The 21,179-nt window shown below is 72.1% G+C and carries 15 protein-coding genes, 4 tRNA genes and 1 other RNA gene; 11 read left to right on the plus strand and 9 right to left on the minus strand.

What is annotated here, in order from left to right; translation table 11 throughout:
• Positions 1–25: 25 nt before the first annotated feature.
• The 3 genes from purL to purS are packed head-to-tail and all read right to left on the minus strand — an operon-like array spanning position 26 to position 3,197.
• Entirely contained in the window at positions 26–2,275 is a 2,250-nt protein-coding gene (gene purL / locus ACZ5WC_RS30000; protein ID WP_468543749.1) for a phosphoribosylformylglycinamidine synthase subunit PurL, read from the minus strand.
• Positions 2,272–2,952, minus strand: coding sequence for a phosphoribosylformylglycinamidine synthase subunit PurQ (gene purQ, locus ACZ5WC_RS30005; protein WP_468543750.1), 681 nt, complete (start codon positions 2,950–2,952; stop codon positions 2,272–2,274). Before purQ ends, purL begins: the two co-directional genes overlap by 4 nt.
• Entirely contained in the window at positions 2,949–3,197 is a 249-nt protein-coding gene (purS, locus tag ACZ5WC_RS30010; RefSeq protein WP_069744404.1) for a phosphoribosylformylglycinamidine synthase subunit PurS, read from the minus strand. Before purS ends, purQ begins: the two co-directional genes overlap by 4 nt.
• A 421-nt stretch (positions 3,198–3,618) precedes the next feature.
• On the opposite strand from purS, the gene ACZ5WC_RS30015 reads away from it, so the two are divergent.
• From ACZ5WC_RS30015 to ACZ5WC_RS30050, 8 genes are all read left to right on the plus strand, one after another.
• Positions 3,619–3,954, plus strand: coding sequence for a histone-like nucleoid-structuring protein Lsr2 (locus tag ACZ5WC_RS30015; protein ID WP_468543751.1), 336 nt, complete (start codon positions 3,619–3,621; stop codon positions 3,952–3,954).
• A 199-nt stretch (positions 3,955–4,153) separates the two neighbouring features.
• A tRNA-Gly gene (locus ACZ5WC_RS30020) sits at positions 4,154–4,225 on the plus strand.
• An 80-nt stretch (positions 4,226–4,305) separates the two neighbouring features.
• Positions 4,306–4,378, plus strand: a tRNA-Gly gene (locus tag ACZ5WC_RS30025).
• Positions 4,379–4,507: 129 nt separating this feature from the next.
• A complete protein-coding gene (locus tag ACZ5WC_RS30030) occupies positions 4,508–5,515 on the plus strand; it encodes an ABC transporter ATP-binding protein (protein WP_468543752.1) in 1,008 nt (335 codons plus the stop codon).
• Entirely contained in the window at positions 5,512–6,336 is an 825-nt protein-coding gene (locus ACZ5WC_RS30035) for an ABC transporter permease (RefSeq protein WP_468543753.1), read from the plus strand. Before ACZ5WC_RS30030 ends, ACZ5WC_RS30035 begins: the two co-directional genes overlap by 4 nt.
• Before the next feature lie 73 nt (positions 6,337–6,409).
• The gene (locus ACZ5WC_RS30040; protein ID WP_468543754.1) at positions 6,410–7,882 is read left to right on the plus strand and encodes a sensor histidine kinase; all 1,473 of its coding nucleotides are present in this window, start codon (positions 6,410–6,412) and stop codon (positions 7,880–7,882) included.
• Positions 7,879–8,505, plus strand: a complete 627-nt coding sequence (locus ACZ5WC_RS30045; protein ID WP_096631296.1) for a response regulator transcription factor — start codon at positions 7,879–7,881, stop codon at positions 8,503–8,505. Before ACZ5WC_RS30040 ends, ACZ5WC_RS30045 begins: the two co-directional genes overlap by 4 nt.
• A 23-nt stretch (positions 8,506–8,528) precedes the next feature.
• A tRNA-Gly gene (locus tag ACZ5WC_RS30050) sits at positions 8,529–8,604 on the plus strand.
• 52 nt (positions 8,605–8,656) lie between these two features.
• Here the strand turns inward: ACZ5WC_RS30050 and ACZ5WC_RS30055 are convergent.
• The 6 genes from ACZ5WC_RS30055 to ffs all read right to left on the minus strand — a co-directional run bounded on the left by ACZ5WC_RS30055 (position 8,657) and on the right by ffs (position 17,150).
• The gene (locus ACZ5WC_RS30055) at positions 8,657–9,571 is read right to left on the minus strand and encodes a phosphoribosylaminoimidazolesuccinocarboxamide synthase (RefSeq protein WP_468543755.1); all 915 of its coding nucleotides are present in this window, start codon (positions 9,569–9,571) and stop codon (positions 8,657–8,659) included.
• Positions 9,572–9,745: 174 nt separating this feature from the next.
• Positions 9,746–11,206 carry a N,N-dimethylformamidase beta subunit family domain-containing protein gene (locus ACZ5WC_RS30060; RefSeq protein ID WP_468543756.1) on the minus strand — a complete coding sequence of 487 codons (1,461 nt, stop codon included), beginning with the start codon at positions 11,204–11,206 and terminating at the stop codon, positions 9,746–9,748.
• 181 nt (positions 11,207–11,387) lie between these two features.
• On the minus strand, positions 11,388–13,040 hold the full coding sequence (locus ACZ5WC_RS30065; RefSeq protein WP_468543757.1) for a M48 family metalloprotease: 1,653 nt from the start codon (positions 13,038–13,040) through the stop codon (positions 11,388–11,390).
• A 328-nt stretch (positions 13,041–13,368) separates the two neighbouring features.
• Positions 13,369–14,619 carry a phosphoribosylamine--glycine ligase gene (gene purD / locus ACZ5WC_RS30070; protein ID WP_468543758.1) on the minus strand — a complete coding sequence of 417 codons (1,251 nt, stop codon included), beginning with the start codon at positions 14,617–14,619 and terminating at the stop codon, positions 13,369–13,371.
• 97 nt (positions 14,620–14,716) lie between these two features.
• Positions 14,717–16,948, minus strand: coding sequence for a DNA polymerase III subunit gamma and tau (locus tag ACZ5WC_RS30075; protein ID WP_468543759.1), 2,232 nt, complete (start codon positions 16,946–16,948; stop codon positions 14,717–14,719).
• A gap of 105 nt (positions 16,949–17,053) precedes the next feature.
• An RNA gene (gene ffs / locus ACZ5WC_RS30080) (signal recognition particle sRNA small type) lies at positions 17,054–17,150 on the minus strand.
• 131 nt (positions 17,151–17,281) lie between these two features.
• On the opposite strand from ffs, the gene ACZ5WC_RS30085 reads away from it, so the two are divergent.
• From ACZ5WC_RS30085 to ACZ5WC_RS30095, 3 genes are all read left to right on the plus strand, one after another.
• Positions 17,282–17,369: transfer RNA gene (locus tag ACZ5WC_RS30085), tRNA-Ser, on the plus strand.
• Between the two features lie 308 nt (positions 17,370–17,677).
• On the plus strand, positions 17,678–20,098 hold the full coding sequence (locus tag ACZ5WC_RS30090) for a helicase-associated domain-containing protein (protein WP_468543760.1): 2,421 nt from the start codon (positions 17,678–17,680) through the stop codon (positions 20,096–20,098).
• A gap of 94 nt (positions 20,099–20,192) precedes the next feature.
• Positions 20,193–21,098: a phosphorothioated DNA-binding restriction endonuclease gene (locus ACZ5WC_RS30095; protein ID WP_468543761.1), complete on the plus strand. Its 906-nt coding sequence runs from the start codon at positions 20,193–20,195 to the stop codon at positions 21,096–21,098.
• Positions 21,099–21,179: the final 81 nt, after the last annotated feature.

The following is a 21,179-nucleotide window of genomic DNA, read 5'->3' on the forward strand; positions in this document are numbered from 1 at the left end:
GCGTACGGTGCGACGCGGCTCCGGCTCAGGCGAGCAGCGCGGGGATCGTCGCCTCGTGGGCCGTACGGAGCTCGCTCAGCGGGATGGAGAACTCGCCCTGGAGCTCGATCTCCTCGCCGTCCACGACACCGATGCGGGTGACGGGCAGACCGCGCGCCCCGCACATGTCGGTGAAGCGGAGCTCCTCGCTGCGCGGGACCGCGACGACCGCGCGGCCCGCCGACTCCGAGAAGAGGAACGTGAACGCGTCCAGGCCGTCCGGCACGACCAGCCGGGCGCCCTTCCCGCCGCGCAGGCAGGACTCGGTGACGGCCTGGATCAGACCGCCGTCGCTCAGGTCGTGCGCGGCGTCGACCATGCCGTCGCGGGAGGCCGAGATGAGGATCTCGGCGAGCAGCTTCTCGCGGCCGAGGTCCACCTTCGGCGGCAGGCCGCCGAGGTGGTTGTGGACGACCTCGGACCAGGCCGAGCCGCCGAACTCCTCTGCCGTGTCGCCCAGCAGGTAGAGGAGCTGGCCCTCTTCCGCGAAGGCGACCGGCGTACGCCGGGTGACGTCGTCGATCACGCCGAGCACGGCCACGACCGGCGTCGGGTGGATCGCCGTCTCGCCGGTCTGGTTGTACAGCGAGACGTTGCCGCCGGTGACCGGGGTGCCCAGCTCCAGGCAGCCGTCCGCGAGACCGCGGGTGGCCTCGGCGAACTGCCACATGACATCCGGGTCCTCGGGCGAACCGAAGTTCAGGCAGTTGGAGATGGCCAGCGGCTTGGCGCCGGAGGCGGCCACGTTGCGGTACGACTCCGCCAGCGCGAGCTGGGCGCCCGCGTACGGGTCGAGCTTGGCGTACCGGCCGTTGCCGTCGGTCGCCATGGCCACGCCCAGGTTGGAGTCGGCGTCGATGCGGACCATGCCCGCGTCCTCGGGCATCGCGAGGACGGTGTTGCCCTGTACGAAACGGTCGTACTGGTCGGTGATCCAGGACTTCGAGGCCTGGTTCGGGGAGGCGACCAGCTTGAGGACCTGCTCGCGCAGCTCGGCCGCGTTCGCCGGACGGGCCAGCTTGCCCGCGTCGTCCGCCTGGAGCGCGTCCTGCCAGGACGGGCGGGCGAACGGGCGGTGGTAGACCGGGCCTTCGTGGGCGACCGTGCGCGGCGGCACGTCCACGATCTGCTCGCCGTGCCAGAAGATCTCCAGCTGGGAGCCCTCGGTCACCTCACCGATGACGGTGGCGATGACGTCCCACTTCTCGCAGATCTCCAGGAAGCGGTCCACGTGCTGCGGCTCGACGATCGCGCACATGCGCTCCTGCGACTCGCTCATGAGGATTTCCTCGGGCGAGAGGGAGGAGTCGCGCAGCGGCACGGTGTCCAGCTCGACGCGCATCCCGCCGGAGCCGGCCGAGGCCAGCTCGGAGGTGGCGCAGGAGAGACCGGCGCCGCCGAGGTCCTGAATACCGTCGACGAGCTTCTCGCCGAAGATCTCCAGGGTGCACTCGATGAGCAGCTTCTCCTGGAACGGGTCGCCTACCTGGACGGCGGGGCGCTTCGCCGGTCCGGTGGACTCGAAGGTCTCGCTCGCCAGCACGGAGACGCCGCCGATGCCGTCGCCGCCGGTGCGGGCGCCGTACAGGATGACCTTGTTGCCCGCGCCGGAGGCCTTGGCCAGGTGGATGTCCTCGTGCTTCATCACACCGATGCACCCGGCGTTGACGAGCGGGTTGCCCTGGTAGCAGGCGTCGAAGACGACCTCGCCGCCGATGTTGGGCAGGCCCAGGCAGTTGCCGTAGCCGCCGATGCCCGCGACGACGCCCGGCAGGACGCGCTTGGTGTCGGGGTGGTCGGCAGCGCCGAAGCGCAGCGGGTCGACGACCGCGATCGGGCGGGCGCCCATCGCGAGGATGTCGCGGACGATGCCGCCGATGCCGGTGGCCGCGCCCTGGTAGGGCTCGATGTACGAAGGGTGGTTGTGCGACTCGACCTTGAAGGTGACCGCGTACCCCTGGCCGACGTCGACCACACCGGCGTTCTCGCCGATGCCGACGAGCATCGCGTCGTTGGCGGGGACCTTCTCGCCGAACTGCTTGAGGTGGACCTTGCTGCTCTTGTACGAGCAGTGCTCCGACCACATCACCGAGTACATGGCGAGCTCGGCGCCGGTGGGACGGCGGCCCAGGATCTCGCGGATCCGGGCGTACTCGTCCTCCTTGAGGCCGAGCTCCTTCCAGGGCTGCTCGGCGTCCGGGGTCTCGGCCGCGTGCTTGACCGTATCCAGGCTCATGCGTTGACCAGCTTCTTGATGATCGAGGTGAAGAAACCGAGGCCGTCGGTGCGGCCGGTGCCGATGAGCGGCTCCACGGCGTGCTCGGGGTGCGGCATCAGGCCGACGATGTTGCCCGCGGCGTTGGTGATGCCCGCGATGTCCCGGAGCGAGCCGTTGGGGTTGCCGTCCAGGTAGCGGAAGGCGACGCGGCCCTCGGCCTCCAGCTCATCCAGCGTGCGCTCGTCGGCGGTGTAGCGGCCGTCCATGTTCTTGAGCGGGACGCTGATCTCCTGGCCCGCGCTGTAGTCCGCGGTCCAGGCCGTCTCCGCGTTCTCCACCCGCAGCTTCTGGTCGCGGCAGATGAAGTGCAGGTGGTTGTTGCGCAGCATCGCGCCGGGCAGCAGGTGCGCCTCGGTCAGGATCTGGAAGCCGTTGCAGATGCCGAGGACCGGCATACCGGCCTTCGCCTGCTCGACGATCGTTTCCATGACCGGCGAGAAGCGGGAGATGGCTCCGGCGCGGAGGTAGTCCCCGTAGGAGAAACCACCGGCGAGGACGACCGCGTCGACCTGGTGCAGGTCCTTGTCGCGGTGCCACAGGGACACGGGCTCGGCGCCCGCGATCCGGACGGCGCGCAGGGCGTCCTGATCGTCGAGGGTGCCGGGAAAAGTGACGACGCCGATACGGGTGGTCACTTCTCCTCCACCTTCACGACGAAGTCCTCGATGACGGTGTTGGCGAGGAACGTCTCGGCCATCTCGTTAATGCGGGCGAGGGCGGCGTCGTCGACCGGCCCCTCGACCTCCAGCTCGAAACGCTTTCCCTGACGAACGTCCGCGATTCCCTCGAAGCCGAGACGGGGCAGTGCGCGCTGCACCGCCTGTCCCTGCGGGTCGAGGATCTCGGGCTTGAGCATGACGTCGACTACGACGCGTGCCACTGGCACTCCCGGTGTGGTGGTGTGGTGCGGCTGTCTCTCCGGGGGGTTCCCCAGACCCCCGCGGGTCCACTCAGCGTACCTGCCCAAAATTTCTACGCGGGTAGATATCGGGCGGCACGGAGACGGAGGGGACCCGACGGAGATCACGTCCAGATATCGGCCGGGACACCGCACGGGAAAAGGTCCGGAAAAAATCTCGCCCGGATTGTGCACGGATTGCGCACGGACACGCGGATGCAATTGGCTGGGCTTCACAATGCGGTACCCGTCGCTGTACAAATGATTACCGGGGAAAGCAGCATTGCCCCGGGACAACGGAACAGTCGACATCATGTCGATCCGCATCCGCCCGCCTGACAGCCGGAAGGCCGGCATCCGCGTACGCAGAACGCGCCGATGCCGTAGGAAAGGACCGATATCCGTGGCTCAGCGCGTAGTGGTGACACTCTCCGACGACATCGACGGGGGAGCAGCGGCGGAAACGGTGACCTTCGCCCTGGACGGGAAGACGTACGAGATCGACCTCAATCCCGCCAACGCGAAGAAACTGCGGAAGACCCTGGCGCCTTACATGGCGGCCGGTCGAAAGCAGACAAATGCCAGCAAACACGGCAGGACGCCCACGGCCTACCGCCACACCGCCCTCGCGCCGGACCCGGCGGCCGTCCGCGCCTGGGCCCGCTCGCACCGCATGGAGGTGCCGGCCCGCGGCCGCATCCCGAAGAAGGTCTACGAGGCGTTCCAGGCCTCCGATTGAGAGCACGGCGTCCGCCATCGGGCCCCGGGGTCCGGCGGCGGACGCTCCGTCAGGCGGGGCGCGGGGCACCGCGAACGCCCCCTCGGGGACCCGTGCGACGGGACCCGCCGGGAGCCGACTTGCGCGACACCCCCGCAGGTCGGCTAGAGTCTGGAGCACGCCGAGGGGCGAGGCCGCAAAGCCGAATCCCACGCAGCGTGCGGGTGTAGTTCAGTAGTAGAACATCCCCCTTCCAGGGGGAAGGCGCAGTGTGCAATTCCTGTCACCCGCTCTGCACGACCTCTTCAGACCACTTCGCTGGATCAGGTAGAGTAGTGCTCGCTCCACCGGTGAAAGCCGAGTGGCTGCAATGCGGACGTAGCTCAGTTGGTAGAGCGCAACCTTGCCAAGGTTGAGGTCGCCAGTTCGAACCTGGTCGTCCGCTCGGATCAAAGGCCCCGATCGATTTCGATCGGGGCCTTTGTCGTGCCCGCACTCCGCCCATGACGTTTGTCATGGGCAGTCATGACAGCGCGCACTGCCGACGGGCCCTCTCCGGCGGAAACCTTGAAGCATGACCAGCGACGACATCCTCAGCGACCGCGTGGACGCTCCCGTGATCGAGGCGAACGGGGTCCGGCGCCGCTACGCCGGCGGCTTCGAGGCCGTGTCCGGGATCTCCTTCTCCGTGGCCCGCGGCGAACTGTTCGCCCTGCTCGGGACGAACGGGGCGGGCAAGACCTCCACCGTGGAGCTCCTGGAGGGCCTGGCACTGCCGACCGACGGCACCGTCCGGGTCCTCGGCCACGACCCGTACCGCGAACGCGCCGCCGTCCGCCCCCGTACCGGGGTGATGCTCCAGGAGGGCGGCTTCCCCTCCGACCTCACGGTCATGGAGACCGTTCGCATGTGGTCGGCCTGCACCACCGGCGCCCGCCCCGCCGCCGAGGCCCTGGAGATGGTCGGCCTGACCGCCCGGGCGAAGGTCCGGGTCAAGCAGCTGTCCGGCGGTGAGAAGCGCCGGCTCGACCTGGCGCTGGCCCTGACCTCCCGGCCCGAGGTCCTCTTCCTCGACGAGCCGACGACGGGGCTGGACGCCGAGGGGCGGCAGGAGACCTGGGAGCTCGTCCGGGCGCTGCGGGACAGCGGCACGACCGTGCTGCTGACCACGCACTACCTGGAGGAGGCCGAGGCGCTCGCGGACCGGCTGGCGATCATGCACCAGGGGAGGATCGTGACGTCCGGAACCATCGCCGAGGTGACCGCACAGCAGCCCGCCCGAATCCGGTTCGTCCTGCCCGAGGCCGTGCCCGCGGCCCGCCTGCCGCTCTCCCTCCGGGCGGCGGCCGAGGGGCAGCGGGTCGAGATCCGCACCCCCGCCCTCCAGGAGTCGCTGCACGAACTCCTGGAGTGGGCCCGGGAGTCGGGCGTACGGCTGCACGGGCTCGACGCCCGCTCCGCCTCGCTGGAAGAGGCGTTCCTCGACATCGCGAAGACCCAGCACGCACCCCGGGACGAGGACCCCCGCCAGGTTCCGGCCCGGCCCACCCGCACCACCCGGACGAAGAAGGTGACGGCATGACGACGACCACGCCCCCCGTGCACGACCGGGCGGCCGCGACCCGACCCACCGCGAACACCCCGGCCGTGGCCCGACGGCTGGCCGCGCTCGGGCGCGCCGAGCTGATCCTCCTGGTGCGCAACCGGACCGCGATCGTCGTGGCCCTGCTGGTGCCGCTCGTGATGATCTTCGCGATACGGTCCTCGCTCGAACAGATCGACCTCGGCGGCACCGGCCTCACCGTCGCGGGCGCCACCCTCACCGGCGGCATCGGCATGGTGCTGGTCCAGGTCGTCTACATGAACCTCGTCTCCGCGTACGTCGCCCGGCGCGAGGAGCTCGTCCTGAAGCGGCTGCGCACCGGCGAGATCTCCGACCGCGAGATCCTCACCGGCACCGCGCTGCCGTCCGTGGCGCTGGCCCTGGCCCAGTGCGTGCTGCTGGTGGTGGCGGGTGCGCTCGCCTTCGACCTGAGCGCACCGCACCGGCTCGATCTGCTGGTGGCCGGGCTGCTGCTGGGCTTCCTGCTGATGTCGGCGCTGGCCGCGGCGACCGCCGTGGTGACCCGTACGGTGCAGACCTCGCAGCTCACCACGTTGCCGCTGTACTTCGTCTCGCTGTTCGGCTCCGGGCTCTTCGTCCCGCTGGAGGTGTTCCCGGACCGGCTGGCGTCGGTGTTCGAGCTGCTGCCGATGACGGGCGTGATGACCCTGATCCGGCACGGCTGGCTCGGCGGCGTGGAGAGCGGTGACCTGGTCACAGCCGGGGTGACCGCGCTGGCCTGGACCGCGTTCGGGGTGTTTGCTGTGCAGCGGTGGTTCCGCTGGGACCCGCGCGGCTGAGCGGCGCACCGGGCGGCTCCACCGGGAGCCTTCCGCAGGGGCCGTCCGCAGGAGTCTTCCGCGCGGGGGCGAGATGAAAGGGCTGACAGGCGTGATCGGTCGGGTACGGGGCTGGCGGCGGGGCTGGCACGAGGGCACCAAGCTCCAGCGCATCGACCTCTACACCCGGGTCACCCTCTGCGCGATGACCTGGATCTTCCTGCTGACCTGGGGCCTGCTGCCGCTCGGCACGATCCTGGACCGGGGCGCCTGGGCACTGGCCATCGGTGCGGCCCTGTTGGTCCTGAACATCACCCAGTCCGTGCTGAGCAACCTCAACGTGCGACCCGCCTTCGCCCACTACCGGGGAGCGGAGCCCTTCCCCCTGCGCCTGCTGCGGCTCCCGGCGGTGCTCCTGGTGGCGATGTCCGGGCTGGCGATCGCCCTGGCGGCGGTGGGCGGGATCGACGACGAGTCGCTGCCGGTGCTGGCGATGGACCTGCCGGTGGCGTTCGGAGTGCCGTACGCCCTGCTCGTACCCGCCCGGAAGTTCCTGCTGCACGGCGCGGCCTACATCGCGGCCTTCCTCGCGCTGCTGGCGGTCTTCGGAGGCAGCGGGACCCCGCTGCTGGCGACGGGCGCCACGATGGCGATCGCCATCACGCTGGTGGTCAGCTCCGTACGCCCCAGCGGCTGGAGCCTGTCGGTGATGTGGCAGGCGGAGGAGGCGCGGGACATGCAGGCCCGGCTGGCGGTGGCGGAGGAGCGGCTGCGGTTCGGCCGGGACATGCACGACGTGCTGGGCCGGAATCTGGCGGTGATCGCGCTGAAGAGCGAGCTGGCCGTGGAGCTGGCACAGCGCGGCAACCCGGCTGCGGTGGACCAGATGGTCGAGGTGCAGCGGATCGCACGCGCCTCCCAGCAAGAGGTACGCGATGTCGTACGGGGCTACCGGGAGGCCGACCTCGCCACCGAACTCATGGGCGCCCAGGGCGTGTTGCAGGCCGCCGGAATCACCTGCACCGTCGAGGGCGCCGACGGCCCGGCGGGCCTCGGCGCTCCGGCGGCCGTCCAGGCCGCCCTGGGCTGGGTGGTGCGGGAGGCGGCGACGAACGTCCTGCGCCACGGCGATCCGCGCCACTGCGCGATCCGCCTCACCCGGACCCGGGACGCGGTGGTGCTGGAGGTGCAGAACGACGGGGCCTCCACGGGTGCGCCCGGCCCGGACGGCGGCGGTTCGGGACTGGCCGGACTGCGCGAGCGGCTGGGCGCGCTGGGCGGATCGCTGACGGCCGGAGTCGTCGGGGGCGCTACGGGCTCGGGGGCCGCCGGGGGCGGCAAGGGGCCCGGTGGCTTCGGCGGCGCCGGGAGCACCAGGGGTTCCGGAGCCGCTACAGGCGTCGGCGGCGCTGCGGATTCCGATGGCTCCGGAGCCGCCGAGGGCTCCGGGGGCGGCCTCTTCCGGGTGACGGCCACGGTGCCGCTCGCCGCCGACCCGCGTCCGGGTGCACACGGCCGCCCGCCCCTCGCCGCCACCCCTCTTCCCACCATCCCGGAGGAACGATGACCACCGGCACCGACCGACCCCTGCGGGTCCTGCTGGCCGATGACGAGCACCTGATCCGGGGAGCACTGGCCGCGCTGCTCGCCCTGGAGGAGGACCTGATGGTGGTCGCGGAGGCGGCGAGCGGCCCCGAGGCGCTCGCGATGGCCCTCGCGCACCGGCCCGATGTCGCCGTCCTCGATCTCCAGATGCCGGGGGCGGACGGTGTGAAGGTCGCCACATCCCTGCGGGCGGAACTCCCCCGCTGCCGCACCATGATCGTGACCAGCCACGGCCGCCCCGGGCATCTCAAGCGGGCCCTGGCCGCCGGGGTGCGCGGGTTCGTCCCGAAGACGGTCAGCGCCCGCAGGCTCGCCGAGATCATCCGTACCGTCCACGCCGGAAACCGTTACGTGGACCCGGAGTTGGCGGCCGACGCGATCTCCGCCGGGGACTCGCCGCTGACCGCCCGGGAGGCCGAGGTGCTCGAACTGGCGGCGGACGGGGCGCCGGTCGCGGAGATCGCCGAGCGGGCCTCGCTGTCCCAGGGAACGGTACGCAACTACCTGTCGTCGGCCGCCACCAAGATCGGTGCGGAGAACCGGCACACGGCAGTGCGTCTCGCACGCGAGCGGGGTTGGGTATAGTAGGCATCGCGCTTCGGCGCACTGCGAACGTAGCTCAGCTGGTAGAGCGCAACCTTGCCAAGGTTGAGGTCGCGAGTTCGAACCTCGTCGTTCGCTCCACAACAGAAGCCCCGGTCCTCTCGGACCGGGGCTTCTGCGTATCCGCCTGCCGCTACGACCAGCTGGTTCCGGTCAGCACCTCGTACGCCTCGATGTACTTGGCGCGGGTCGCGTCCACGATCTCCTGCGGCAGCGCCGGGGGCGGCGTCTCGCTCGCGCGGTCCCAGCCGGAGGCGGGCGAGGTCAGCCAGTCGCGTACGAACTGCTTGTCGTAGCTGGGCTGTGCGCGGCCCGGCTGCCAGGTGGCGGCGGGCCAGAAGCGCGAGGAGTCCGGGGTCAGCACCTCGTCGGCGATGACCAGGCGCTCGCCGCCGTCCTCGGTGGTCTCGAAGCCGAACTCGAACTTGGTGTCGGCCAGGATGATGCCTCGCTCGTGCGCGATGCCCCGGGCCCTGCCGTAGACGTCGAGCGTCGTCCGCCGCAGCTCGGCGGCCGTCTCGACGCCGACCTCGTGGGCGACCTCCTCGTAGCTGACGTTCTCGTCGTGGTCGCCGACGGCCGCCTTGGTGGCCGGGGTGAAGATCGGGCCGGGCAGCTCGGAACCGTCGACCAGCCCCTCGGGGAGACCGATGCCGCAGACCGTACGGGAATCGTTGTACTCGACGAGCCCGGAGCCGGTCAGATAGCCGCGGGCCACGCACTCCACCTGGACCATGCGCAGGGAGGTGCAGATGAGGGTGCGGCCCTCCCAGTCCGCCGGGGCGCCCGGGGGCAGCTCGGTGGAGATCACATGGTTGGGGACCAGATCGGCGAGCTGGTCGAACCACCAGAGCGAGAGCCGGGTGAGGACGCGGCCCTTGTCGGGGATCTCGGTGGGCAGGACCCAGTCGTACGCGGAGATACGGTCGCTGGCGACCATGACGAGCTGCCCCGCCTCGTTCCGGTACAGGTCACGCACCTTGCCGGTGTGCAGGTGGGTGAGGCCCGGAACCTGCACGGGCTCGGGCTTTTCTACAAAACCGGACACGGTGCCTCCGCGTAGATTGATCCAGGAGCGGTTCCGATTGTCCCGTACGGGGGGAGCGGGGCGCGCGCGGGGCTCGGCGAGGTGCGTTCGGGACGCGGCCGGATGCGCTCGGGGCTCGGCCGTGGCCTGCCCGCGCTTGGTCCGGACCCCGTCCGGTCGCTGTCCGGGCCCCGATCAGTCGCGCTTGCAGATCCGGTCGAGGAGGTTGGCCGTCGCCTGCTGAACGCGGGGGTCGACATGGCCGGGGCGGTCCAGGGCCGGGGACCAGGCGAAGGTGCCGGAGGCGAAGACGAGCGCACCGGAGGGGGACTGGTACAGCGAGGTCTCCTGGTGGCGGAGGGAGCCCTCGGAGTCCGCGTACGGGGAGTGGGCGAGCAGGATGCGGCTGTCGTGCTCGGGCAGGCTGACGCGCGGGAAGTAGCGGTCGGCCTCGCCCGCGACCAGGCCCTCGATCTCGTCGCCGTCGACCGCGCCCGTGGCGTCCCAGAGCCAGTGCTCGGCGTTGCGCACGACCAGCGGGCGGGGCTCGGGCACCCGGCCCGCGTACTGGATGCCCAGGAGCTGCTGCTCGGGGCGGTCCACCTCGCGCCACAGCGCGGACTTCCCCGGCCCCCGGCGCTTGCGGCAGGTCAGCAGGCGGTCCGGTTCGCCGGAGGCGGAGGGGGCGAGACCCACCTGCCAGTACATGGTGTTGGCGGAGAGGAAGACGAGCGAGGTGCCGGAGTCGCGGGCGCGTTCGGCGGCCCGGCGCATGGGCGTGGACCAGTACTCGTCGTGGCCGGGGAAGACCAGGCCCCGGTAGCGGCTGGGGTCGACGCGCCCCGCGTGCAGGTCGCGGGCGTCGGCGTAGGCGAGGTCGTAGCCGTACCGCTCGGCCCAGCGGATGAAGTCGTAGGCGTGTCCCACGTGCAGCGGCAGGCCCGCCCCGGCGTAGGGGCGGTCGAAGGAGATCGTGACGGCCGCGTCCTCCTCGCCGAGCAGCCGCCCCTTCTCGTCCCACGCGTGGTAGAGGCTGGCGCCGGTGCGGCCGTCCTCCGGATAGAGGTTGTACGCCTGCCAGGTGATGTCCGGCAGCAGGAGCAGCAGGTCGGCGGGATGGTCGTGGCGCACGGTGAAGGGGACGTGCGAGCGGTGGCCGTCGGCGGTGGTCAGGACGGCCACATGGGCGCCGACCGACCAGTAGCTCGGGATCTGGAGCCGCCAGGACATCCACCAGTGGTGGCAGGAGACGGTCCGGTCGGCGGCGAGCGGCGGGGGCTGGACGATGCCGGAGAGCCGCGGGCTCGTGGTGATCTTGGCCGCGCCGTCGCCGCCGTAATGGCCGATCCGGTAGACGTCGACGGAGAACTGCTGGGGCGGATCGACGGTGATGTGGAAGTCGATGGCCTCGCCCGGGGCCGCCGCGCCGGGCGAGACGAAGCCCTTGATCTGCCGGTGCACGTCGTCGGCGGTACGGGTGCCTCCGCCGGTGCCACGGCCCAGCGCCACGTCCGCGTACCAGGGGACGACCTGGCCCGTGTCGTCGAAGTAGTGCTCACTGCCGCGCAGCCAGGGCAGCGGGCCCTGTCCGAAGGGATCGCTCACCGCGTGCGCGAGGGCACCCGACTCCCACCGTCGAATCTGCTCCGCCCCCATGCCGCGCCCCTCCCTCACGTCCCCCGGACAACTGTGGTGCGCCGGATGTCAGCGCCGGTCCCCAGCACATCACATAACGCATGCAGTCCGTCACCGTTCGTCGCGAATTGACGGGAACGGAACGTGGGCTTCCGATTTGTGACCCGCGGCCGAAGCCTGGTGCTTCCGCGACGGGGGCCGCTCACACCAGCCGGACCGGTTTGTCGGAGCGGACTCCGACCTCCGCGAGCCAGGAGCGCAGCGGGTCCGGGTCGCCGTCCTCGACGAGGCTCAGGACGGGCGTCGCGAGGTCCGCCCGGCGCTCCCCGTCGACGAGCAGCGCGGGGCCGTCCAGCCAGTCCAGGCCGGGCGCCGCGCCCGCCGTGTCCACGGCCGCGCAGCAGACCATCGCCGCGACGTGGTCGACGAGCAGCTCCGTGCCCGTACGCGGCGGCTGGAGCGGGAAGAGGGGCAGCGGGCCGGAACCCCAGAGGTCGAGGGGATCATCGACGGCTGGACCGGGCTGTGCCGCCGGGACCTTCGCCTCCTCGCGGGCTACCGCGGCGCCGATACCCGCGGCGAGCGCGTCGCCGGGGCCGCCGGGCCCGGACAGGTGCTCCATGACCCGGGCCAGGGTGGGCACGGCCGGGTCGGCCGCGGGCGCCGGAGGAACGTCCATCGTGTCGAGGACCCGGTGGAGCCGGGCGGCCTCGGTGCGCCACTTCCGGTCGACGACCTCGTCGGGATACTGCTGCCAGTCCACCGGCGCCCAGTCCGGACCGCTCTCCGCGGGGCCGCCGTGGAACAGCCGGGCCGCGAGCAGCGAAGCCGCCTCGTCGGCCACACCGGGCTCTTCGAGCAGATCGCAGGCGGGGCGCTCGCCGAGCCGGGAGGCGAAGCCGTCGGCCAGCCGGTCCCGGCGGGAGAGCTCGGTGAGCGCGGAGACGACCCCGGCGTCCAGCCGGGACGGCCAGCGCCCCATCCGCCAGGCGGGCAGCGCGACCCGGGTGAGCAGCCGGTCCCAGCCCGCATAGGCGAGGCCGACCTGCTCCTGGGCGGCGATACGGAGCCCGTAGTCGACCGACTGGGCACGCAGGGAGGCGGCCGTGGCCACACAGCGCTCCATCTCGGCGGCATGGCCCCGGCAGGCACGCAGCAGCAGCCGGGCGACCCAGCCGACGAAGGTGAGCGGCGCCCCGCGCACCGCACCCCGGCCCGGGGCGGCGGCATCGGCGACCGCGGCGTCCAGACCGCGGACGAAGCGGCGGGCGGCGGCTATGTCGGGGTGCGCGGCGGGGCCGGTGCCCGCCACGACGGGGGCGAGCACGGCGCGGAGCTCGGCGACCCGCATCCACCACAGGAACGGCGAGCCGATGACCAGCACCGGGGCGTCCTGCCGGGACGCGGCGCCGTGCTGCCCGTGCCGGAGGCGCCGGTGCGCGCGGTGCGTACGGTCCTCCAGCCAGCTGTCGCAGTCCGGGGTGAGCGCTATGGCCGAGGGCGCCGGGACGTCGAGGCGGTCGGCCAGGTCCCGGACCAGGCGGTAGAGGTCGGGGGCCCCCTCCTCCGGCACCGGGACGGTCGGACTCATGGCGGGCCGTGCGCGGGCCACGGAGACCGCCACCAGGACGGTCACCAGCAGCACGACGACGGCCACGCCGAGGGCCGCCCAGCGCACGGCGTCCCAGACCGGGCCGCCCAGGTGCCCCTGCGCACCCGCGGCGAACAGCACGACGGCGACGGCCGCGGGCAGGATCGCCACGGCCAGCGCCCTGCCGCGGATCCGCAACAGGGAGAGCGCTCGCGCCTGCGCGGCCCGCGCACCCAGCTCCTCACCCACATCGATACCTGACACGGCCGGACGTCACCCCCTCTGCCCTCACTGCCCTCGCGACGGTGTTGCTCACTCCCCCACTGTGGCACCCGCCACCGACATCGCAATGCCGGTGGGCCAAGTGCCGGAACGCTTGCGCCGCACCCTAGTTGGGCCTCAGGCGGCCGTCATCCGGATGGCCCAGTCGTCACCCGATGGAATGGCTTTGGGTAAAGCTGCTGACGTGTTCGCGCCCATGGGGCAGGTCACGGGCAGACCTGGGCGCCCATGGGTCAGCCCCTCGCGCCCGGCGCGTACGCCGGTGGCGTACGAGGGCGGGCGGAGGGGCTGGGGGCGGTCCGGGGGCGGGTCAGCCCCGGGCGGCCTTCAGGGCGATGTCCGTACGGTGCTGGGAACCGTCGAGGCGGATGCGGCCGAGGGCGGTGTAGGCGCGCTCACGGGCTGCAGCGAGGTCCTTGCCGGTCGCGGTCACCGAGAGCACCCGGCCGCCCGCGCTGACGATCGCGTCGCCCTCGGCGCGGGTCCCGGCGTGCAGGACGTACGCGTCGGGTCCATCCTGTGCCGCGACCTCGGCGAGCCCGTCGATCGGGTCGCCGGTGCGCGGGGTGTCCGGGTAGTTGTGCGAGGCGATGACCACGGTGACGGCGGCGTCGTCGCGCCAGTTCAGCGGTGGGAGGACGTCGAGGGTGCCGTTGGCGGAGGCGAGCAGGACACCGGCCAGCGGGGTCTTCAGCCGGGCCAGGACCACCTGGGTCTCCGGGTCGCCGAAGCGGGCGTTGAACTCGATGACCCGCACCCCGCGCGAGGTGATCGCGAGACCCGCGTAGAGCAGCCCGGAGAAGGGCGTACCCCGGCGGCGCAGCTCGTCGACGGTCGGCTGGAGCACGGTCTGGAGAACCTCGTCGACCAGCTTGGGGTCGGCCCACGGGAGCGGGGAGTAGGCGCCCATGCCGCCGGTGTTCGGGCCCTCGTCGCCGTCGAGCGCGCGCTTGAAGTCCTGCGCGGGCTGGAGCGGCAGCACCGTGGTGCCGTCGGTGATCGCGAAGAGGCTGACCTCGGGCCCGTCGAGGAACTCCTCGATGACCACGCGGTCGCAGGACAGCGCGTGAGCGCGGGCCGCCTCGACGTCTTCGGTGACGACGACGCCCTTGCCCGCCGCGAGGCCGTCGTCCTTGACGACGTACGGAGCGCCGAAGGCGTCGAGGGCCTCGTCGATCTCCGCGGGGGTGGTGCAGACGTAGCTGCGGGCGGTGGGCACTCCGGCGCCCGCCATGACGTCCTTGGCGAACGCCTTGGAGCCTTCGAGCCGCGCGGCTTCGCCGGAGGGGCCGAAGCAGGGGATGCCCGCCGCGCGCACGGCGTCGGCGACCCCGGCGACGAGCGGTGCCTCCGGGCCGACGACCACCAGCCCGGCGCCCAGCTCGGTCGCGAGGCGCGCGACGGCGTCACCGTCGAGCGCGTCGACCGGGTGCAGTTCGGCCACCTCTGCGATGCCGGCGTTGCCGGGGGCGCAGTACAGAGCGGTGACATCGGGGTCGAGGGACAGAGAGCGGCACAGGGCGTGTTCGCGGGCGCCGCCGCCGATGACGAGGACCTTCACGGGATGCAGCCTAGCCGCCGGGCCCGGAGAGCCTTGACGCCAGCCGGTGGGCGGACGGGATCGGGCCGCCCGGCGGGCCGGCCCGATCAGTGGCAGCTCACTGCTCGTTCGTGAACTCCTCGATCACCGTGGCGCCCAGCTCCCGGACGATCAGGTCGTGGCCGGAGAGCGCGGAGTCGACGAGATCCGGATCGTCGGCCTCCGGGGTGTCGTCCTCGGGGGCCACGGAACGCGGCGGCTCCGGTGCGGGCGGCGCGGCGTCCCGGCCGCCCTGGGGGGACGGGGACGCCGAGGAGGGCGGCGTCTGCTGGGGAGGCGGCGCGTGCTGCGGCTGGGACGGGGCCGAGGGCTGCTGGGGGGCGGAGTGCTGCGGCCGGGGCTCGTACGCGAGCGGGGCGGCGGGGGCCGTGGGGGCGGGCTGGTACTGCGGGGCGGGGCGTCCGCCGCCGGGCTGCGGGGGCGTCCCACCGCCGCCGGAGGGGTCGACGACCGCTTCGACCCGCCACTGGGCGTTGAAGCGCTCGGCGAGGGCCTGCTTCAGGACCTCCTCGCTGCCGCTGCTGGCGAAGTTGTCACGGGCGCCCGCGTTGAGGAAGCCGATCTGGAGGGTGGTCCCGTCGAAGCCGGTCACCTGGGCGTTCTGGCTGAGCAGGATCCAGGTGAAGCGGCGGCGGTTCTTGACCGCCTCCAGGATGTCGGGCCACATGTTCCGCACCTGGGCGGCGCCTTGGGCCATGCTCTGGCCGCCCTCGGGCGCGACCGGCGCCGCGGGGGCCGCCGGGGCCGGGGCGGCGGGAGCGGTGGGCCCGGTGGCGGGCGGGGCGGCGGGGGCGGGGCCGCTGCCGGGGGCGGACGCGGTGGGCCAGCCGCCGGGGCGGCGGGCCTGGTCCCCGCCTCCGGCGGTGGGCCAGGACCCGGGCCGCTGGGCGGGGGCGGGCGCCTCGGCGGGGGCCTGCGGGGCGGCGGGGGCCTGCGGGGCGGCGGGCGCAGGCGCAGCGGGGGCCGGGGCGGGGGGCGCCTCGCCCCGTACGGCGGCACGGGCCGCGTCCGGACCGGCTGGGGCGGCGGGGGCGGCGGGGGCCGGGGCATGAGCGTGGGCCTCGGGCCCGGGGACGTACCCCATGGGCGCCGCGGCGGCGGGCGGGGCGGTGAAGGAGGCGGCAGCGGCGGAGGCCCCGCGCTCCAGCCGGTCGAGCCGGGCCTGCATCGACCGCTCGTCGTCGAAGGCGGCGGGGAGCAGGACCCGGGCGCAGATCAGCTCCACCTGGAGGCGCGGGGAGGTGGCGCCGCGCATCTCGGTGAGCCCGTCGTTGACCAGGTCGGCGGCACGGCTCAGCTCGGCGGCGCCGAAGACGGACGCCTGGGCCTGCATCCGCTCGACCACATCGGCGGGCGCGTCGATGAGCCCCTTGTCCCCCGCGTCCGGCACGGCGGCCAGGATCACCAGGTCGCGCAGCCGCTCCAGCAGATCCGCGACGAAGCGACGCGGATCGTTGCCGCCCTCGATCACCCGGTCGACGACCTCGAAGGCGGCGGCCCCGTCGCCCGCCGCGAACGCGTCCACGATCGAGTCGAGCAGCGAGCCGTCCGTGTACCCGAGGAGCGAGGTGGCCATGGCATACGTCACACCGTCGTCGCCCGCACCGGCCAGCAGCTGGTCCATGACGGACATCGAGTCACGCACGGACCCGGCCCCGGCCCGCACGACGAGCGGCAGCACGCCGTCCTCGACGGGGCTGTTCTCCCGGCCGCAGACATCCGCGAGATAGCTGCGCAGGGTCCCCGGGGGCACCAGCCGGAAGGGGTAGTGGTGCGTACGCGAGCGGATGGTCCCGATGACCTTCTCGGGCTCGGTGGTCGCGAAGATGAACTTGAGGTGCTCCGGCGGCTCCTCGACCACCTTCAGCAGGGCGTTGAAGCCCGCCGGGGTGACCATGTGCGCCTCGTCGATGATGTAGATCTTGTAACGACTGGAGGCGGGCCCGAAGAACGCCTTCTCCCGCAGGTCACGAGCATCGTCGACGCCGCCGTGCGATGCGGCGTCGATCTCGATCACATCGATGGACCCCGGCCCGTTGCGCGCGAGGTCCCGGCACGACTGGCACTCACCGCACGGGGTGGGCGTCGGCCCCTGCTCGCAGTTCAGACAGCGGGCGAGGATGCGCGCACTGGTCGTCTTTCCGCAGCCACGCGGCCCACTGAACAGGTACGCGTGATTGACCCGGTTGTTCCGCAGGGCCTGCTGGAGCGGGTCAGTGACATGCTCCTGACCGATGACCTCGGCGAACGACTCGGGGCGGTAGCGGCGGTACAGCGCAAGGGACGACACATCTACGAGGTTATCGGGGCGGACTGACACCCGGCCCCACGCGGGCACTCCCAGCGAACACGACGGGCAGCCCCCAGGGAACACGACGGGCGCCCTCCAGGGAACGCAAAGGGCCCCCCACGCACCCGCCAGAGCCAACCTACCCTTGCTGCCTTCCGGCCCTGGGGGAGTTCAGTCAGATAGCGCCACGTGAGGGGCTGACGCCCACCTTAACCGATCCCCACCCCCTCCGGTCCACCCGCCTGCCCCGCCGAACGACCTGCGGAGCCTCTCCGGACGATCTCCGGGGATCAGGTTCGCGAGCACCCTCCAACGTCTTGTATTGTTTGCGGCGGAGGATTCGCCTAGTGGCCTAGGGCGCACGCTTGGAAAGCGTGTTGGGGGCAACCCCTCACGAGTTCGAATCTCGTATCCTCCGCCATTGCTCTCACCGGGCAATACGTCGAAGGGCCCCGCAGCTTGCTGCGGGGCCCTTCGACGTTGGTGGTCTCAGTTCCGGTCTCATTCATTTCCGACATAAGAGACATTCCCTTCCGCCGACTTGCCGTCGCCGGGTCGAGTCACAGGACATCGCCTTCACTCAGAAGCGGGTTTCTGCCGACTCAGGACGCAGGCGTCCCCCGCGATCCGCCATTCTGGGTCTGTGCAGGACCGATTCCAGTCGGAGACCACTGGCACTCGTCTTTGTGAGGTGTCCCCATCGGCAAGCCCAGCGGATCGACTCTGGCCATGTGGCTGAGTGATCTGGAAGTCGACCGGCTCGAGCGGGTCCTGGCAGCTCGCCCGGATGCCGTGTCCCCGCCGGAGCCACGATCGTTCGGCGAACTCGCGGACCGCCTTCAGCGCCCGGCGTCGGTGGCCCCGGTGCTGCCCGGACTCGCGCTGCCACACCTGCAGGTAGCCGAGGCGCTGGCGGCATTGGGGCCCGTTCCGTATGCCGCCCTGGCCGATCTGCTGGATGCGACCGGAACGGAGAGCAGTCGCGGGCTGGACGCGGCCTTGGAGGCGCTGGCCGACCGCGCACTCGTCTGGCCGGACGGCGCAGGGCTGCTGCGCATGGCGACGCCGTTGCGGCAGGCGTGGGACTCGCCGCTGGGGCTGGACGCTCCGCTCACCCGGCTACTGGCGAACACGACCTCCGAGGAACTGCGCCGCATGCTGGTGGCCCTGGGCATCCCGTCGCCCGGCACCACCAAGAAGCATCGGCTGACCGCCCTGCTGGAACACCACAGCAATCCGGAGCGGGTGGCCGCGGTGATCACTTCGGCACCTGCGTCCACCCGGAAGCTGCTTGAGCGGCGAGCGTCTCACCAGGGTGAACAGGCTCAATCACCGGCGCGTTTGATCACGTCCAGGGCCCCGTCGGCCGACTCCGAGCCGGGTGCGCGCTGGGCACTGGAGCGGGGACTGCTGGTCCAGGACCGGTACTCCGGGTACGGATCCACCCGCATGCCCGCCGAGGTGGCGCTCGCACTGCGCGGAGTCGGCTGGCACGCCCCCTTCGATCCCGTCCCGCCCGTCGTGCGGACGGCGTCCGTCACCTCGGCGGAAGTGGACCGGGAGGCGGCGGCAGCCGCCACGGCGTTCGCCGCACATGCCGCGTCGGTTCTGGCGACGTGCTCCGCTGCTCCGCCGGTCCTGCTGAAGTCAGGCGGGGTCGGAGCACGTGAGCTGTCCCGAATCAGCAAGGCGGCGCAGTGCGACGACATCGTCGTACGCCTTGTTCTGGAGACGGCGTACGGCGCCGGGCTGCTGGCCCGGGACGGCGACCGGGTCGCGGCAACGGACGGATACGACGCCTGGGCGGAACGAGAACCAGCGGAGCAGCTCACCGCGCTTCTCCACACCTGGCGGACGCTGCCACTGACTCCGGCCCAGGCCCGCGACGAGGACGGCAAGGTACTGCCCGCGCTCGCCGGAACATCGCCCTGCGGCGGCTGTATACAGGCCCGAGAGGGGCTCCTCGCCGCCGCAGCGGAGTTGCCGGCGCACCGGGGAGTGCACAGCCCCGCGGAACTGGGGCCGATGGTTGCCTGGCACCGCTCGCTCGCCGAACAACTCCCCCAGGACACCACGCCCTTCGCCACCGTAATCCGGGAAGCGGAACTGCTCGGGGTCATCGCCCGCGGCTGCCTGTCCCCCATCGGTGCTGCTCTGCGGACCGACTGCGCCGAAGCCGCCGAAACGCTCGCCGCTGCCTGTGAGCGGCTGCTGCCGGCAGCCACCAGGGCAGCCCGTTTCGGCGCGGACCTCACCGCCGTTGTCACCGGCACACCGTCCGCCCGCCTCGCCGCACTGCTGGACACCGTCGCGGACAAGGAAGTCGGTGGCACCGCATCGGTGTGGCGGTTCAGCCCCACAACCGTTCGCCGTGCTCTGGACACGGGCCGCACGGCGGATGCCATCGCGGCCGACCTGGGCGCCGTCGCGGTCGGCGCCCTCCCCCAGCCGCTGTTGTACCTGATCAACGACTCCGCACGCACTCACGGCCGTGTGCGCATCGCCCCCGCTTCCTGTGTGATCCATGGTGAAGAAGCCGCCCTCCTCTCCGAACTCGTCACTCACAGAAAGCTCGCCGCCCTCGGCCTACGCGTGTTGGCACCGACCGTGCTGGTCAGCCGGACCCCACTCGACAAGACCCTCGCCGCGCTCCGGGCCGCCGGCTACGCACCCGTCGCCGAGAGGGCCGACGGAACCGTACGCGTCGAGAAGACCCGGCGTCGGCGTGCCGCCGCCCCGGTCCCGGTACCCCCACTCCCAGGACAGCGGCAGCGGTCCGTTCCGACGGTGACTCAGATGACTCCGGTGACTGTCGACCTGAGCACGCTGGCCGCCAGGCTGCGGGCCGCCCCGCCGACACTCCCGGCTCCCGACCCGTTCGGCACCGGGGTCCCCTACGGCACGGACACCGAGGAGATCGTCGCCGCGTACGCGAAGAACCTGGCGTACAGCGACGTCCGCCAGCTCGCCCATGCCGTCGACGCCGGCACAGCGATCACGGTCGAGTACGTCGCCGCCTCGGGCAACCGGACCGTACGTACCCTCAGCGAGCTCGTGCTCGACCCGCCCTACGTGTACGCCTGGTGCCACCTGCGCCACGACGAACGGGTCTTCACCCTCTCCCGCATCCACGGCATCATGCCCGGGTAGCCGGGATCCGCGTAGTGGCTCGGTGTTCGGCCGGTCACTGCGGCCATGCCCCGCCACCAAGTACTGCGACGAGCCGCCACTACGATCGCCGACCATGGACTGGGTCGAGCGCACCGCGCAGTTGAGGCAGTGGACCAGGAGCGGGGCGCGGGCTCCGCACAAGCCGTTGCTGTTCCTGTACGCGCTCAGCCGGTTCCAGCAGGACGCCGACGACGAGCTGCGGTACAGCACGGTGGAGCAGGACCTGCGGCGGCTGCTCGCCGAGTACGGTCCGGGGAACCGGACGACGCCCGCCTATCCCTTCCATCATCTGGTGAGTGACGGCGTGTGGGAGGTGCGCACCGAGCGCGGTCCGGGCAGCCCCGGGACCGGGGTCAGGGAGCTGCGCGCAACCGGCGCCGCCGGGCGGCTGACGCCGGAGCTACGGGCGGCGCTGCGGCGGGATCCGCCCCTGCTCGGCCGGATGACACGCGTACTCCTCGATCTGAACTTCCCGCCCTCCCTCCACGGCGAGCTGTGCGAAGCCGTCGGCCTGGAACTGGAGGAGGCCGAGACCGGACTGGTCTCGGCCAAGCGCAGGCAGCGGGACCGGCGCATGCGGGAGATGGTCCTGACGGCGTACGAGTACCAGTGCGCCTTCTGCGGGTACGACGGCAGGATCGGCACGGTGCCGGTCGGGCTTGAGGCCGCCCATGTCCGCTGGTGGGCGTTCGACGGACCGGACGACCTCGAAAACGGGCTGTGCCTGTGCTCGCTGCACCACAAGTTGTTCGACAAAGGCGTACTCGGTCTCGGCGAGGGCCGTGGCGAGGGCCACCGCATCCTGGTCTCACAGAGCTTCGTCGGCCGCAGCACCGCCGCCCGCGAGCACGTCATCACGCTCGCCGGCCGTCCGGTCATCGGCCCCCAGCCGGGCGTCCGAACCGTCGCCGCAGCCCACCGTTCCTGGCACACCAGCCAGGTCTTCCACGGCAGCCCACGTCCCGCCACGACCGCCTGACCGCCGACCTGCCGACCTGCCGGCCACGAGACTGCGCTGTTAAGGAGCGTGGTACCAGAAGCATGGTCTCTTATGCGGCGA

Source organism: Streptomyces sp. NPDC033165 (genome assembly GCF_055577965.1).

Bases quoted from the DNA above. Each gene is read 5' to 3' on its own strand.
- purL (WP_468543749.1), bottom strand. From the start codon at position 2,275: ATGAGCCTGGATACGGTCAAGCACGCGGCCGAGACCCCGGACGCCGAG.
- ACZ5WC_RS30030 (WP_468543752.1), top strand. From the start codon at position 4,508: ATGACCAGCGACGACATCCTCAGCGACCGCGTGGACGCTCCCGTGATC.
- ACZ5WC_RS30035 (WP_468543753.1), top strand. From the start codon at position 5,512: ATGACGACGACCACGCCCCCCGTGCACGACCGGGCGGCCGCGACCCGA.
- ACZ5WC_RS30040 (WP_468543754.1), top strand. From the start codon at position 6,410: ATGAAAGGGCTGACAGGCGTGATCGGTCGGGTACGGGGCTGGCGGCGG.
- ACZ5WC_RS30045 (WP_096631296.1), top strand. From the start codon at position 7,879: ATGACCACCGGCACCGACCGACCCCTGCGGGTCCTGCTGGCCGATGAC.
- ACZ5WC_RS30060 (WP_468543756.1), bottom strand. From the start codon at position 11,206: ATGGGGGCGGAGCAGATTCGACGGTGGGAGTCGGGTGCCCTCGCGCAC.
- ACZ5WC_RS30090 (WP_468543760.1), top strand. From the start codon at position 17,678: ATGTGGCTGAGTGATCTGGAAGTCGACCGGCTCGAGCGGGTCCTGGCA.
- ACZ5WC_RS30095 (WP_468543761.1), top strand. From the start codon at position 20,193: ATGGACTGGGTCGAGCGCACCGCGCAGTTGAGGCAGTGGACCAGGAGC.